Below are 16,440 nucleotides of genomic sequence, written 5' to 3' on the forward strand. Positions count from 1 at the left end.
TTATATCTAAATTGTGGTTAAGTTAGCATAAGTATAAATACAATAGGTGAAAAAAGAAAATAATATATGGATAAAAATAAGTCTATGTTAGCTTACTCTTTGCAATACTTATAAGGTATAAACAGCAAATTATTGTAGTTATAAAAAAACTAATAGGAACATCTATGTAGTAGGCAGCAGTTATTCCTGACCAAACTGTAAATACAGAAATTATAGTACTAAGAGCAATAGGTTTATAAAAACCATCAACCCACTGAGTTGAGACTGCAGCAGGGCCTATTAAAAGTGAGAAAACTAACAATATTCCAACAACTTGACAAGCCATTGATACAGTTATAGCGATACAAACAAAAAGAAGAATAGATAAAAGTTTATTGGGAACCTTTCTTGATTCAGCAAAAACAGGATCTATAGATGATATAAATAAAGGTCTTGCTATTATTGCGAGTACAACTATAGTAAATATAGCCAACCCAAGTAAAATATATATTTGTTCAAGGCTGACTGTTAGTATATTTCCAACCAGGATTGACATTACAGAGCCAGAGTAACCACTTTGATATAAAAATAGGAAATATGTTCCTAATCCTAAAAAAAATGTTAAGACAATTCCTATAGAAATATCATTTTTTTTGATTTTATCACCAAATGCACCCATGAGAGTCCCTGCTATTATATTTATAAAAAGCTGACCAGTCATAGCTGATAAATTAAGTAAGATAGCACCAGAAGCTCCCGTTAGGCTAATATGGCCTAAAGCATGCGATGCAAAGGATAACCTTCTAATAATGACAAAAAAACTAATAATTCCACATATGATAGCTATTATAGTGCCTGCTATAAATGCATATATCATAAAAGTATAATTAAACACAGATATCCTCCTGTAGACAGGGCATCTCATTACAGTAATGGCATTTACCATCTTTAAAATGAATAAAAGCATCTAGTTGAGAACCAATTTCTTTCATATCATGAGATATTATTAAAAGAGTAATATTTTCTTTTTTGTGAATTTCTTTAAGACAAGCAATAAATTTTTGTTTTGCATCAGGGTCAAGATCTGATAGTGGTTCATCCAGAAGTAGCACTTTAGGCTCGTTTATTAATGCTTGGATTAGATATATACGTTTCTTTTGTCCACCTGATAGGTTCTTGAAAGGGTTGTGTATGTAACCTTGAGTTTGAGTCAATTTAATAAGGTAGTTTAATTTATCTTTAAACTCATTGTTAAATAAAGGCAATCCCCAAGATTTAGGTTTATAACTATATTTTATCAGAGTGTATCCAGAAGTTTTTTCTTCAAAATTTATTTCTCTTTCTTGAGGAATATAGCTAACATTATCATCTACCTTTGAGTTGATTATAGTTATTGATCCTGAGATGCTAGGTATTTTACCTAAAATGGTTTTTAAAAAAGTGGATTTTCCAATGCCATTTTTACCAACTATTCCAACCCATGAGTTGGTTGGAATCTCTAAGTTAAGAGGAGATGTTATCGGCTTGTTATAGCCAATAACTAAGTTTGAGCATTTAATCATTTTATATTTTTAGATTGTTCTAGAACTATTGCTGTTGCTTGTAATGTATTTATCATCCAGTCTATAGCATTATCACTAGTTGGCATTGTCTCAGTAATACCTACTACTGGAATCTCATTTTTACTTGCCAGTTTCAAGATATTGTGTGTAACATTATCAGTAACTTGTTCATTATAGAATAGAACTTTAACTTCTTTGTCATTAAATAGTTTTTGATAGTTTATCATCATCTTAGGACTTGGCTCAGAATCATTCATTATTACCCATTGAAAAGCAAGTCCTTTCATATTCAGCCCAAGAGCGCTTGCCATGTAGCCAAAAAGCGGCTCTGTTGCTGTAACAGGGGTACCTTTGTAATTTTGTTTTATTTGTTTTACTAGTTTGTATACTTTTTCATATTTGTTGTTAAAATTTTCATAGTTCTTTTCATATAAGCTTCTATCTCTAGGATCTTTCTTAATAAAGATATCTTTTAGTTTAGTTGCTAACGTAGGAAATGTTTTAGGGTTATACCAAAGATGAGGGTTTATACCAAAGATATGAGTTTGTTGATAGCTTAGAAGATCTTGCACCTTAATGATTACAGCGCCAGTGTTGCTTTTAAGAATAGGTTGTATCCAAGAATCATATTCCGCACCATTATATATAATAATATCTGCTTGGGCTAGTAATTTTGCATTTTTTACGGAGGAAATAAATGTATGAGGATCACCATCAGCATTATTAATTATATTTGTGACTTTGACATTACTTCCGCCTATAAGTTTAGCCACACTACCATACTGATCTTCTGCGGCTACAACATTTATATCATGAGAGCCTTTTGTTGTTTGAGGTTTTTCATTAGGTAAAAAGTTTATAACAAGTAAACCAACTATAGCAATGACTACAACAATTATTAAGATAGTTTTTTTCATAAATTTCTACTTTATTGAAAATTGTAAAACAAATAATAAAGTAAAAAAAATGTATAGTAAAGGAGTATATTTTTAGTCTTTAGAATCTTTCATAAATAAAGTAATAATAAAAGAAAAAATCATTAGAACAGGAATAAATATTAAGGTTAATTGGAATGACTGCAAAGAAGAGTATCCAAAGTCATGTTTTAAGTGAGTAATAATAGAACTTGTTAGTGATTGTAGTATACCAACCACTTAATGGCAGAAACATATTAATAACAGCAACCCTGTAGCTATTTGGATTGTTGAAACAGTATTTCTAAGAGCAGAGTAATTAAGCACTGGACTGCTTGAAATGCTCCAAATAAAATACATAATATAAAGGCTATAGTTATATACTATGGTTAAAAAAGATAATATACGTTACAACAAAGAGTCCTAATGCGGGGATATCATTAAAAATCTTTTCTCATCATCCTTTATCGAAGCTAGAATTTCTCATAAAAGGCTAGTATCTATACATACACCTATAAAAATTAAAGATGTGCAGATCCCGGCTACCTCTTTTGAGAATCCGTATAAAGTTAAGTATCTAACGTCTCATAAATCTGCAAATTTATGGATGATTCTTATTTTGATAGTTTATTAGCAATTTCAGAAATTCTTTTACCTAAAGTTTTACATATCTTTATTTCATCATCAGACATTGTTTTGTTTGGTGAAAAAGTATTTAGATGAGAGGCTCCATAAGGGGTTCCACCAGTACGAGTATGTTCTAGAGCTTGTTCACTATATGGTACGCCTACAATTAAGCAACCATGATGCATAAAGGGAATCATCATTGATAGTAAAGTGCTTTCATGTCCTGCATGCATTCCTGATGCGGTTGTAAAAAAACCAACAGGTTTACCAATAAGACTACCTTTGAACCATAAGTCACTATTTATTTCTAAAAAATATTTAAGTGGAGATGCCATATTACCAAAATATGCTGGACTACCTACTATAAGGCCATCACAGTTGGCTAAGTCTTCTTTTGTTGCATATAAATCTCCGTCTTCTGGAATTATAGAGTCTATCTTTTCTGTTTTAGTAGAGATGTTAGGAATAGTTCGTATTACTGCAGTAGCTCCTGAAGCCTCAACGTCTAGAGCTATGGTATGAGCCATTTTCTTTGTACTTCCACCTTGGCTGTAGTATAGTATTAGTATGTTTTTCATGTTGTATATTCTATGTTTAATATTAGATTATGTAAAAAATATTTAATTATTTTTCAAAACTATTGGATTTGGGTGTTTAAGGAGTATTTCCGTAAAGAATGTCCAACAGTAGCAGCGTCTATAACTCTTACAAGTTTGTTTGCTATCGTACCAGCTTTTTTCATTATAATAAATATTTTGAATGCTTTTAATGCATTTAGTTCTCTTTCGGATAATATTCAGAATTTTTTATTTGAAAATATGCTTCCAGCAACAGCAGCAATGGTTCAGCAATATATCATGGTTCTTTCTAAGAAAATGATTAGTTTACCTGTTACTTCAGTTATAGTTTTATTAGTTGTAATTTTTTTGATGATAAAAAGATTAGAGATCACGTTAAATAAGATATTTTACGTAAATAAGCAACGACCTATGATTCAAAGTTTATTAGTGTATTGGGCATTGATGACAATGGGGCCATTACTGATGGGTTTTGTTTTTATATCAACTACTTATGTTATATCAATGACATGGTTTTTTAAGGGGGTTGGTATTGAACAATATTTATTAAACTTTTTATCAATTATCTTCCTAACTGGTGGTTTCTTTGTGGTCTATAAAATTCTCCCTAATACAAGAATTAACTCAAAAGTGGCTTTTTTTGCGGCATTTCTGGTTGCTATAGTTTTCTCAATTGCCAAAAAAGTTTTCTCTTTGTATATGTTTTATGTGCCAACATATTCTGTTATCTATGGCTCACTTTCTTTGATACCTATATTTATTCTTTGGGTTTATGTTACTTGGCATATAACTCTATTAGGAGCTGTTATGATTAGAGCAATGCAATATATGAAGGTGACTTTAAATTTTAAGAAAGAAGTCAAAAGAGATGATTTGAGTATAAGTGTTAATATTCTTAAAGATCTACACATTGTTCAACGAGAGTTAAAAAATGGTATGAGTATTTCTAATATCTATAAAAAAACTGCAGTTGCTGATTATGATAAAGTAAAACAAGTTTTGTATACTTTAGAAGAGGCAAGTATTATTAGAATTACTGCGCAAGATATATGCTATTTAAATTGTGATGTTTTTGATCTTAATCTACATAAGGTTTATTTGGCATTTAATCCAACAATTAACTTTAAAACTAGTACAATTAGAAAGATTAATACGATAAAATCAGATTTATATAAAGATCTTGATATAAAATTATATGAATGTTTCTAAATAGGTCATTATAGTTTATGTTATTTAAAATTCTTGATTATTCAGCACTTATAATAAATGTTTTATACACAGTATACCTTGCTAGATTAAAAGTATGGTCTTGGTCTTTAGGTATTGTTGGAGCAGTGATATTACTTTTTTTGTTTGCTATGAAGAGTACTTACTCATTAGTTTTGCTACAGATTGTGTATGTGATATTTTTTAGCTATGGGTGGTATAAGTGGAGCACACAAGGTATTGATAGTGATAATGCTATCAAGTGGATGAAAGTCCCAGACTATTTTCGTTATCTATTTTACATTATTGTGTTGTGTGTGTTTTCTATTGCGTTTAATTACTTTACGGACTCTAAAGATATTATATCAACAGGTTTGTTGACAGGTATTACATTTATAGCAATTATTATGACTATAGAGAAATTCATGGAAAATTGGGTGGTTTGGATAATTTCTGATTTATATTTTGTTTTTGTAATGTATCAGCAGCAGTTGTATGGTCAGGTTTTGCAAAATTTAATTTTTCTTTTAACTGCCATATATGGATTCTATTTCTGGTATAAAAATACAAAAGCTATTGCGGATACCAGTAATGATTGTTAAAGTAGCTTTAGCTGTTCCTCCGTTATATATGCTTGATTATAGTATTGATAATGATGATGTTAGATTATTTGATCGAGTCTTAGTAAATGTTGGTAAACGTCAATTAATAGGTTTTATAATTGCTAAAAATATTAAAGTCAATTATGAAGTTGAGAAAGTTAAGTCAGTAGTTAAATTTATAGATAGCCCTATAGATGTAGATGTACAAAAACTGATAATCTGGATTTCACAATATTACTGTTGTGATATATATAGTGCAATACGTTTAGCTTTACCAAATGATTTTCTAAAAAGTGAAACTATCAAGCCTCAGCAAGATACATATGTCTATATCGATTCTAAAAATCTAGAAAATCATAAGCTAACACATAAACAACAAGAACTTATTAATACTTTCAAACAAAGTGACTTTATTAAATATGAGGGTCTAAAACAATTAGGAACTACTTATGTCATCAATAAGCTTTTTGAGAAAGGTATACTTAGAAAGTCATATAAGTTAAAGGAGTCTAGTAAGTCCGTAGAATATGATAAGCCTAAAGATTTATCTGAAGAGCAAGATAATGTACTAAATAGTATATTATCGAAAGTGGACTTTAATGTTTTTCTATTATACGGAGTTACTGGTAGTGGCAAAACTGAGGTTTATCTACAAACTATAAAAAGCTATTTAGATAGTTCAAAGCAAGTTCTTATAATGGTTCCAGAGATAAACCTTACACCTCAAACAATAAAAAGATTTGAAAGTAGGTTTCCACAAAAAAATATTGTTGCTTTACACTCTAAATTGACCGAGAGGGCAAGACTTACAAATTGGTTAAAAATTAAACAAGGTGAGGCAGATATTGTTATATCAACGAGAAGTGGAGTTTTAGCAGACTTCAAGAACTTAGGTATTATTATAATTGATGAAGAGCATGATAGTTCTTTTAAACAGCAGACTAGTACTATTAGATATAATGCTCGTGATATTGCTATATTTAGAGCTAATCAGTTGGATATTCCAGTGATTTTAGGAAGTGCAACACCGTCAATACAAAGCTATTATAATAGCTTAACTGGAAAATATAGGTTACTTAAGTTACAAAATAGAGCTCTAAATAATCATAAAAATCAAATTCAACTTTTAGATTTAAAATCAAGCATAGTCGATAATGGTATTAGTAATAAGCTTTTTAGTTTTTTAGAGCAGAATATCACTGCTCATCAACAGTCTTTAGTTTTTATAAATAAGTTAGGTTTTGCTAAAGCATTAGTTTGTAAGAGTTGTGGAGAGGTTGTCGAATGCAAAAAATGTGATAAACCGTATACTCTACATACTCATCCATATCAGTACTTAGAATGCCATTTCTGTGGTTCTCGTAAGCCTTTAGTAACAGTATGTACAAGTTGTGGTGAACAAGAGCTATTTACTTATGGAACTGGTACAGAAAAGGTTCAATATCGTTTAGAAGCAAAATTCCCATATAATAAAATAGTTCGTTTTGATAGATCAAATATAAAAACCATTAATGATCTTCATAATATTAACCAAATGATTAATGATAATATGGTTGATATTATTGTTGGCACTCAGATGATCGCAAAAGGACACCATTTTGCTAGTATTACCTTGGTTGGGTTAATAAATATTGATGCTGGCCTATATAGTACTGATTTTCATGCTATAGAGAAGACGGCTCAAATGATCATTCAAGTCTCAGGTAGAGCAGGTAGAGCAGATAAACCAGGAACAGTATTATTACAAACTTATCAGCCAGAGAATAAACTTTTAGATTTGTTAGTAAATAGTGATTATTTAGAATTTCTTGACTATCTTTTAGAGCAAAGAAATTCTGCCAATTATCCTCCTTATTCATACCAGGCTCAAATAATAGCAGAATCGAAAAAAGAACAAGAAGTTCTAAATTTACTAAATGACATATATTCAAAGCTAGAAAATTGTGAGAGCGTTCAAGTCTCTAAACCTTTACCTGCATTGCATTTAAAAAAGAACAATGTTTATCGTTATAGTTTGCTACTCACATCAAAAAAACGTGGTGAGATAAACCTGTTGATCAAATGGATTAGACAAAATATATGTAGTAGCATGAAGGGTACTATTAAAGTCTATTTTGATATAGATCCTATTGAGCTGAGTTAGTTTCTATAATTGAACCATTATATGAGCATTTTCAATTATAAGTGTTATGTAGGGAGAAATATAGCTTGATAAAGCTTTATATAATCAATAAATCTTTCAATGGATCTTCTAGCTAAAGAAAGCTAACTCTATAATATTCTGCTGCTTGTAACTATAGGTTTATTTAATGAATTTTAGAGAAGATAGCTGTAAAAAACATTGAATAATTATAGTAGTTTAAAATAAACTCTATACATTCCTTAATTCATATTTGATTATAGAAGAGAGAGTGATTTTATGGAAAATACCTTGAGGAATTCATGGGATGATGAGTATGCTAATACCTTATCAGAAGTATAAACTGTCCCTATTATTCAATACCACTTTATAAAATATTTTTATTCCTTGCTTTTATGCAGCATCTAAAATACCAGAATATACTTCATCAGGAGTCATATATCCAATACTAGAATGTAGTCTTTCATTGTTGTAAATATCAATATATTCTTTGATACCTACTTTAGCCTCTTTCATAGTTATATATGATGCCGGATAAACATTTTCATATTTCAGTGTTCTCCAAAATCTCTCAATTGCAATATTATCTATAGATCTTCCTTTAGCATCCATAGATATATTTATTTTATTATCAGATAATATTTTAATATGCTCTTTTGCTGTATATTGAGTTCCTTGATCAGAGTTAAAGATATCAGGTTTACCATATTTAAATAACGCTTCTTTTAACACACTAGTTGTTAGATGTGTATCCATAGTATTAGAAATCTTCCAAGCTAGTATTTTCTTGCTATGCCAATCTATTATGGCTGCTAAATATGCATACCCACATTCTAGTCTAATATACGTGATATCAGCACTCCATACCTTATTAGCTTTATCTATAACAACCTGATTCGTCTCATTTTTAAATACATTAAGTAAGTATGGATATTTCTTGTGTTGCTTATTAATGACAGTTGTCTTTTTTTTAGGATACAATGCCTTAATACCCATGAATTCCATAGCACTTTTGATTAGCTTCCTTCCAACTAGAAATCCTAATCTATTTAGCAACTTTACTAGCCTTCTCGTACCATAATATGGATGTTTAGTATGTATCAAATCTATTGCATTTAATAGTTTAATATCATCATTACTACTAAATTTTGATATTGGTGTATAATAGTACACACTCTTAGATACAGATAATAGTTTAAGCTGATTATTTAAAGATAATTCTAGCTTAGTATCTACAGAGTTTACTCTATCATTTGATGATACCAAGCTTTTTAGCTTTCCCATTAAAAAATCCCTCTCTACTATTACCTCGACTAGTTCTTTACTTGTTGCATCTTTATCTTTTCTAAGCTCATCTATTTCCTGCTTATACTCCTTAACAATAGAGCTTTTATCAAATGCTAAGCAAGCATTAGATAAAAATTGCTGCTTCCAATTGTGCACGTTTTTAGGAAGTAAATCATACTTACTTGCTATCTCATTAACTGTCATATCGCCTTCTAGCAATTCTATAATTACTTTAGCTTTAAAATCAGCTGTATACGTTACTCTTTTTTTACTCATTTATCTATTTCCTAATTTATCTAGTTAAGTTTAACATCTAGGAATAAAAATCTTTCTAAAATCAGTAGCTTTTTCTGGGGACATTATAAATAATACATTATTGTTAAGCAGGCTTAACTCTGTTAGAAATTTATCTTTTCAAGATCATAGTGATAATAAGCTCAAAAAATATGGTGAGTCTTTTAAATTAAATGATGAATCAACATGGACTACAGCTCCATCTGATTCTGAACAATGTGAAATAGTTACCACACGAGGAAAAGTATATACTGTAAAATTGACTCGTTGGAATAATTTAATTATTCATGGAAAAAGGAACATGCCAATGCATGAGAATTGTTTTGATATTGTTAAAGTTCAAGTTTTTAAAGACAATGGAGATCCAGTATACTACAAAAATATGTGGTTGATGTTAGCTGGCAAAGATAGAGGAAAGCTGACTAGTTTTGAAATATTTTCTAGATATTCAAGTAGATTTAATATTGAGCATTTCTTTAGGTTTTCTAAGCAACATTTACTTTTAGGTAAATATGAAACTCCAGATACTCCAACACTAGATATTTGGAATCAAGTTAGTGTACTTGCCTACATAAATTCACTTGCATGTGCAAGTTTATTGGATACGGATTTATTACATCCTTGGCAAAAACAAATGCGTAAAAACAATAGTATTTCCACGCCTTATCAAGTGCAAAGGAATCTATCAACCATATTACAAGAGATTGGTTCACCAGCAAAGCATTGTGTATATAAATCTCATGGATATGGACGAGCTCAAGGTACTATTTTAAATAAAAGAGCTTCTTATCAGCCTTATAAAAAATCAGAAAATAGTGAGTATGGTAAAAAACAAAAAATACCAGACTCTAAGATAGTTTTGAAAAAGTCTAAAAATGAAATAATTAGTGTTCTAGAACTAACAAATCATCAAACTAATTTGTTAAATTCCTATATAAATTAGGCAGATTTTAGAAAATTATATAGTATTTGAGATTCCGCTGATAGGTGGAAGAGATTACTACACATCAAAAGTCCTAATTAAGAATAGACGCTTGGAATATTTTTTCATACATAAATGATGAAAGGAGCATATTTTCGGTATCTAATTTAACTTTCTTTGAGGTAAGTCTTACATCTTGTTGGACCTTAAGACAAGTCATAGTAGTTAAAATTATAGGAATAACAGAGATTGGGGATGTCATTAATCCTATACATCCACCTACTGCAGCAGCGACTGTTGTAATTGACCCTATCCCTTTGAGAGGAGTAAGTAGGTTCTGCATAAAAGTAGATTCGCTTGATTTGTTAGTTGTGATTCCATTGTAAGATCTTATTGAGCTACCAAAGTAATTGGTTAATCCTGGAAATTTTTTGAAGATCCAATAATCATTAGCGATAAGATCTCTTTTTTCTTTGGTATAAGAGTAGTTAACATTCATGTCATCAATTGAAATATTAATTTTTCTTTTGCTGTTTCCTTCTATTTCTGTTATAAAATCAAAGTCATGCATTATTTATCCAGCTTAACTTTAAAGTAATAATATGAATAATAATCTATAAAATTTTCTTAACTATTTATAGTCTGTAACCTTTTGTAACTCTAGATAAATAAAATATTTTGATTCGAGTTATTTCTTCTAGAAGCAAAACCAATTTTTTAAGCCATTGCTGACTTCTTGTACTGTAATTGTATGATCATATAAACGATGATAAGAAGCAGTGGTTATTTAAGCTTTTGTTTCATTAATTACATCTGTATTTTTAGGTACTTTAAAATTAAAAAGAGTATTGTTAAGAGAGGCATTATCTTTAACATTAGAAAATTTAATTTGGGTAAATTGATTTAGTGAAGTCGAGATATCTAGTGATTTAAGTTTATTCTCATTATCAAACTTGATTACTATGCTATTTATCATTTCATCACTTTTAGGTTTAAGAACATAGCTATTATCATTTTTTTCTTTTACCGTAAATAATTTATCAATGCTATCTGTATTTTTTGATAAAAGTATAAGATATGGATATTGGGCAATATTATTTGATACTTTTTTTATAATAAGCTGTTCAAGATCACCATCATAAATCCAAAGCTTCTTACCATTAGAAATAATTTGTTGGTTGTTTGGTAATGTTATAATCCATCTAAAAAATTGAGGTTTTTTAAGACTCATTTTGCCTTGTGTAGTGATATTATCATCTTGGTTATTAATAAGTCTTTGGCTGAAATCAGCAGTCATAGAATTGATACTTCTAATTTTCTTAACAAGACTATCTGCAGCATCAGCAAAACAGATATTTACACTAATAAAAATTGTTATTAATAATAGAATTAATTTTTTCATTTAAGATTCTCTTTTTACTAGCACATCACGCATGCCATTTTGATTCATTTCTGAAACTATACCATTTTCTTCCATTTCTTCCATTAATCTTGCAGAACGGTTATAGCCTATTTTAAGTTTACGTTGGACAGCTGATATTGATGCTTTTTGAGTTTTTATAACTATTTCAATTGCATCATTATATAGAGGATCTTCACTATTATCTTCTCCATTTGCAGAGTTGTTTTCAGACTCTTCAATAGATTCTAAAATATCTTGAACATATTCTGGTTGACCATATTCTTTCCAAGATTCAACAACTCTATGTACTTCATTATCATCAACAAAAGCACCATGGATACGCATAGGAGCACCAAACCCAGGTTTTAGATATAGCATATCACCTTGGCCAAGTAACTGTTCTGCACCTTGTTGATCAAGTATGGTTCTAGAATCTATTCTAGATGATACCTGGAAGGACATTCTAGTAGGGATATTTGCTTTTATAAGTCCAGTTACAACATCAACAGAAGGTCTTTGGGTTGCTAATATTATATGAATTCCGGCTGCACGAGCTTTCTGAGCTAGTCTTGCAATAAGCTCTTCAACTTTTTTACCTACTACCATAATCATATCAGCAAACTCATCAGCAACGACGACTATGTATGGCATCTTTGTAAGAGTAGGTGCTTCATGAGCACGCTCTGGATTCATTTTGATAAACATAGTGTCTTTTAAAGGCCTACCAGATTTTTCAGCTTGTTTTATTTTGTCATTTAATAGAGCAATATTTCGAACACCAGCTGCAGACATAAGAGCATAGCGTCTTTCCATTTCTTTAACACACCAGCGTAGAGAATTGGCAGCTTCTGTCATATTTGTGACAACAGGAGTTAGAAGATGGGGAATGCCATCATAAATAGATAATTCAAGCATTTTAGGATCAATCATGATAAATTTTAACTCATCAGGAGTACATTTATAAAGCATACTGATAATCATAGAGTTAACACCAACCGATTTACCAGAACCTGTTGTTCCAGCTACTAATAGATGAGGCATCTTTGCAAGTTCAACAAATGTAGGTTTTCCAGAAATATCAACGCCGATTCCCATTAAGGTTGAAGCTCTGGATTTTAAAAATTCTGGAGCAGATAAAACTTCTTTTATGCGAACCATTTGTCTGGTTGGGTTTGGTAATTCTAATCCAACATAAGGTTTTCCAGGTATCACTTCAACAACTCTAACGGCGGTCGTTGAGAGAGCTCTAGCTAGGTCTTGAGCTATATTTGTAAGCTTACTAACTTTTGTTCCTCTTGCTAGATCTATTTCATATCTTGTGATAACAGGGCCTGGATATGCAGCGACAACCTTAGCACTTATGTTAAAGTCATTTAGAGTTTGTTCTAATAGAGAAGACGTCCCTTTTAGTTGTTCTTGGGATACTGCTATTTTTTTTTCTTCAGGTTCAATAAGTAGATCGACAGTGGGAAGGCAATCTTTTTTAAAGTTATTTACTTTTGATGCTTGCGATGTATGCTCTTTTTGTGTTTTTACAGTATTAATATCTACTATGGGATTATTTTTTTTTTGTTCTGGGTTTGTAAGTGACAGCTCATCTTGAGCTAGCTTATTATTAAAGTCTTTAAATGAAAGTTCATCATTATCTTTAGAATTTTTTAATATTTCTTTGAAGACATCTTCGCTAGGAGATTCTTTTTTTTCATTAAGAGCTATTGAAGTTGAAGTTTTATCTTGAGTTAGTGGAGAGGTATTGGTTTTATTGTTAAAATCTGCAAAGTCATTAATATTTGTAATATCCTTATTATTTTTAGGTTTTGCTACATGACTAACAGACTTACCAAATACGGAAAGAATTTTTTTAGCTAAATGTAACCATGTGGTACCAGAATAAAGTGTTAAGCCTATAAATAAAGATACTAATAGTGCAAATGATCCGCCAACAGTACCAAAATATTTAATGAAAATCTTTGTTGTCTCATAGCCAAAAATCCCTCCAGATCTTTGGGGCATCCAGTAATTAGCAAAACTAAAATATAGCTCAGCAATACCACAACACGATAGGATAAAAAATATAATACCTATTGTTTTAATAGTGAACATCAGGTAGCTAAGATTTTGTTCTTTTCTTTTTATCAGCAATACTCTAATAAAATCGATAAATACAAAAGGAATAACAAAACCAACTACTCCAAATATTGAGAGTATAAAACTTGCTATATAAGCCCCAACAGGCCCTGCGTAGTTTTTAATAGTTGTTTCTGAGGAAATACTACTCCAGCCAGGATCATTTATATTATAGCTAAATAATGCTATGAAAAGATATATTACAATTGCCGCTAAAATAACGACTAATGTTATCTTTAGTCTACCAATAGCATGAGTTTTGTTTGTATTATTAGTGTTATTGTCTGTCATATTAACTTATAAATAAAATATTATTTAATCATAAAACTAATTCACAATTCTAACAAAAAAAGTTTAAAAATGTTAAACTATAGTACTAATTTATTAAGTATGTGTGTAATTAAGGATAAATTTTGGCAAAATTTCATATAATAGTAGGTTTTATTGTTTGCTTCTGCGCTTGGGTATTCTTTTTAATATTTCCTCATTTAGATTTAACTTTAGCAAGTGATTTTTATAATCCTTCATATGGTTTTGCTGCTAGTGCCAATCATGGTTTCTTTGGATTTTTACATAAATTTGCTATTAAGTTTCCAATAGTGTTCTCTATAGCGGTTATTTTATTTTTACTTGGCTCATTGTTTATTAAGGCTTTTAGGATAAAAAATAGGAAAGTCATATTTTTTATAGCTGTGTGCTTATGGATAGGGCCAGGACTTGTTGTGAACGCTGTTTTTAAAAATCATTGGGGTAGGCCTCGACCGTATATGGTACAACAATTTGATGGAGATAAGATTTTTCAACAACCATTTGTTATATCTAATCAATGTTCTACTAATTGTTCTTTTCTATGCGGGGATGCATCTATGGGATTCTGGCTTTTTGCTTTAATGCCTCTTGCAGCTACACGCAAGAAGAAGATTTTAGCTTTTTCAATAGCTATATTAGCAGGTGGGGGCTTAGGTTTAATGAGAATGGCTCAAGGAGGACACTTTTTTAGTGATGTAATTTTCTGCGGAATTTTTGTATATATATGCACCTGGATTGTGTATTGGGTCATGTATGAGCGGAGTAAAAAAACCATTGAAACAGAGAGTTATGAGAGTCAGCAACTTTGATTTTAATCTTCAGTAGTTGTATAAATATCATCTAGGATTCGAAAGTCTATTGATAAAAGATTATAAAGTTTCTCCTTAAACTGCTTCATTACCTATCATAAGAATGCTTAATAGTATTTGACAGAATTTAATTTATTATGTTAGGCTCAAATTGAGTAAGCTTTCTTACTAAAGTAATTAAAGAAGAGGTGCATAGTCTATAATACTAATCTGAAAGTCATAGTGCTTAGTGATGATTAGATTTTTAGAGACTGTGCCGAAAGAGTATAGAAGTTATGAGCTATATTCTTGGGTCTAATACTGAAAGGTAGTGGAACTGTCACGTTGAACTTAAATGTGGGGCGCTTCGATCTAAGCATTAATTTTGCAAAGTCTTAGTTTTTTTATATTGGTGAATGAATGGAGAATGGAAAGATAAATGACTATACAAGTTAGTAATCGCGTAACAAATATTAACCCCTCAGCAACAGCACTAATGTCATCTAAAGTGCAAGAGCTTGTTGATAAAGGAGAAAAGATTCTTTCTTTAAACGTTGGAGAACCTGGTTTTAGCTCACCTGATGTGATAAAAAATGCGGGTATTGAGGCAATTAAAAATAATCATACACAATATACGACTGTAGATGGGTATAAAGCTTTAAGACAAGCAATAGTAAATCGTTATAGTAATGATTATGGAGTACATTATAAACTTGATGAAGTATGCGTTACTACTGGAGCTAAACATAGCCTTCATAATATATTTAATTGTATTATTAATGATGGAGATGAGATCATTTATATGGCGCCATATTGGACTTCCTATCCTGATATGATAATGCTCTCAGGAGGTATTCCAGTCATTTTGAGAACTAGTATTGAAAATGGTTTTGAGCCAAATATTGACAAACTAGAAGGTTTAATAACTCCAAAGACTAAGGCTATTTTAATAAATATTCCTAATAATCCCTCAGGAGCTATTTATTCAGAATCTACTATGCTGGCTTTGGCTCAGCTAATAAAGAAATATCCACATATTGTATTAATTAGTGATGAGATATACGATCAAATCTATTGGGATAGGGCACCTATTACTATTACAAAGGTTTGCCCTGAACTTAAAGATCGTGTAATAGTTGCCAGTGGAGTTGCAAAAAATTATGCAATGACAGGCTGGCGTGTTGGCCATATTTTGGCACCTTCGGAATTTATAAATGCTATAAAGAAATTTCAGTCACAATCCTTATCATGTGCTTGTTCAATTTCACAAATTGCAGCAATTGAGGCTTTAAAATTAGAAAGAGCAGATCTTGAATATATGAATCAGGAGTATCATGAGAGAGTTTCTTTTGTTTTTAATAATTTAAAAGAGATTGATGAAGTTAAAGTTTTTATGCCTCAAGGTAGTTTTTATATATTTTTAGATATAAGTGAAATTTTACTAAAAATGCAGATTACAGATGAGGAGTTCTGTATAAAACTTTTAGAAGAGACTTTTGTTGGTGTTATGCATGGAAGTGCTTTTGGCTTAGCTGGACATATTAGAATTAGTGCTGCGGCTGAAAAAAATGTTTTAGAAGAGGCTATTAAACGATTTAAAAACTTTATATTATCATATTAATCTCTTAACCTTTTATTTGCTATAAATAGCATACATAAATTCTTCAAAGAAAAAATAATTGTTAATTTTATATTATAAAAAT

14 protein-coding genes and 1 riboswitch are annotated in these 16,440 nt (G+C 30.4%); of the genes, 6 read left to right on the forward strand and 8 right to left on the reverse strand.

What is annotated here, in order from left to right; genetic code table 11:
• Positions 1–82 precede the first annotated feature (82 nt).
• From CDV26_RS01725 to wrbA, 4 genes are all read right to left on the reverse strand, one after another.
• Positions 83–925: a metal ABC transporter permease gene (locus CDV26_RS01725; RefSeq protein WP_088771826.1), complete on the reverse strand. Its 843-nt coding sequence runs from the start codon at positions 923–925 to the stop codon at positions 83–85.
• Positions 867–1,541, reverse strand: a complete 675-nt coding sequence (locus CDV26_RS01730) for a metal ABC transporter ATP-binding protein (protein ID WP_088771827.1) — start codon at positions 1,539–1,541, stop codon at positions 867–869. Before CDV26_RS01730 ends, CDV26_RS01725 begins: the two co-directional genes overlap by 59 nt.
• Complete coding sequence (locus CDV26_RS01735) at positions 1,538–2,458, reverse strand: metal ABC transporter solute-binding protein, Zn/Mn family (protein WP_088771828.1); 921 nt, start codon at positions 2,456–2,458, stop codon at positions 1,538–1,540. The genes CDV26_RS01730 and CDV26_RS01735 overlap by 4 nt, the downstream gene beginning before the upstream one ends.
• Positions 2,459–3,069: 611 nt before the next feature.
• Positions 3,070–3,660, reverse strand: a complete 591-nt coding sequence (wrbA, locus tag CDV26_RS01740) for an NAD(P)H:quinone oxidoreductase (protein WP_088771829.1) — start codon at positions 3,658–3,660, stop codon at positions 3,070–3,072.
• 12 nt (positions 3,661–3,672) lie between these two features.
• Here wrbA and CDV26_RS01745 point away from each other — a divergent pair, with 12 nt between their 5' ends.
• The 3 genes from CDV26_RS01745 to priA are packed head-to-tail and all read left to right on the forward strand — an operon-like array spanning position 3,673 to position 7,611.
• Positions 3,673–4,869 carry a YhjD/YihY/BrkB family envelope integrity protein gene (locus CDV26_RS01745; RefSeq protein WP_088771830.1) on the forward strand — a complete coding sequence of 399 codons (1,197 nt, stop codon included), beginning with the start codon at positions 3,673–3,675 and terminating at the stop codon, positions 4,867–4,869.
• 17 nt (positions 4,870–4,886) lie between these two features.
• The gene (pnuC, locus tag CDV26_RS01750; RefSeq protein WP_088771831.1) at positions 4,887–5,468 is read left to right on the forward strand and encodes a nicotinamide riboside transporter PnuC; all 582 of its coding nucleotides are present in this window, start codon (positions 4,887–4,889) and stop codon (positions 5,466–5,468) included.
• Complete coding sequence (gene priA / locus CDV26_RS01755) at positions 5,458–7,611, forward strand: replication restart helicase PriA (protein WP_088771832.1); 2,154 nt, start codon at positions 5,458–5,460, stop codon at positions 7,609–7,611. The genes pnuC and priA overlap by 11 nt, the downstream gene beginning before the upstream one ends.
• 390 nt (positions 7,612–8,001) lie before the next feature.
• Here priA and CDV26_RS01760 read toward each other — a convergent pair whose 3' ends face one another.
• Complete coding sequence (locus CDV26_RS01760) at positions 8,002–9,171, reverse strand: IS3 family transposase (RefSeq protein ID WP_088771833.1); 1,170 nt, start codon at positions 9,169–9,171, stop codon at positions 8,002–8,004.
• Between the two features lie 100 nt (positions 9,172–9,271).
• On the opposite strand from CDV26_RS01760, the gene CDV26_RS01765 reads away from it, so the two are divergent.
• A complete protein-coding gene (locus tag CDV26_RS01765; RefSeq protein ID WP_088771834.1) occupies positions 9,272–10,132 on the forward strand; it encodes a hypothetical protein in 861 nt (286 codons plus the stop codon).
• 73 nt (positions 10,133–10,205) lie between these two features.
• Here the strand turns inward: CDV26_RS01765 and CDV26_RS01770 are convergent, their stop codons facing one another.
• From CDV26_RS01770 to CDV26_RS01780, 3 genes are all read right to left on the reverse strand, one after another.
• Complete coding sequence (locus CDV26_RS01770) at positions 10,206–10,682, reverse strand: hypothetical protein (protein WP_088771835.1); 477 nt, start codon at positions 10,680–10,682, stop codon at positions 10,206–10,208.
• A gap of 216 nt (positions 10,683–10,898) precedes the next feature.
• Positions 10,899–11,513: an outer membrane lipoprotein periplasmic chaperone LolA gene (lolA, locus tag CDV26_RS01775; RefSeq protein WP_088771836.1), complete on the reverse strand. Its 615-nt coding sequence runs from the start codon at positions 11,511–11,513 to the stop codon at positions 10,899–10,901.
• On the reverse strand, positions 11,514–13,931 hold the full coding sequence (locus tag CDV26_RS01780; RefSeq protein WP_088771837.1) for a DNA translocase FtsK: 2,418 nt from the start codon (positions 13,929–13,931) through the stop codon (positions 11,514–11,516). It lies immediately after the preceding gene.
• A gap of 122 nt (positions 13,932–14,053) precedes the next feature.
• Between CDV26_RS01780 and lpxF the strand changes: the two genes are divergently transcribed.
• Positions 14,054–14,758, forward strand: coding sequence for a lipid A 4'-phosphatase LpxF (lpxF, locus tag CDV26_RS01785; RefSeq protein WP_088771838.1), 705 nt, complete (start codon positions 14,054–14,056; stop codon positions 14,756–14,758).
• Positions 14,759–14,933: 175 nt separating this feature from the next.
• A riboswitch (Lysine riboswitch) is annotated at positions 14,934–15,113 on the forward strand.
• Between the two features lie 63 nt (positions 15,114–15,176).
• Complete coding sequence (locus CDV26_RS01790; protein ID WP_088771839.1) at positions 15,177–16,358, forward strand: pyridoxal phosphate-dependent aminotransferase; 1,182 nt, start codon at positions 15,177–15,179, stop codon at positions 16,356–16,358.
• Positions 16,359–16,440 lie beyond the last annotated feature (82 nt).

It is taken from the genome of Francisella halioticida, assembly GCF_002211785.1.
Classification (GTDB): domain Bacteria; phylum Pseudomonadota; class Gammaproteobacteria; order Francisellales; family Francisellaceae; genus Francisella; species Francisella halioticida.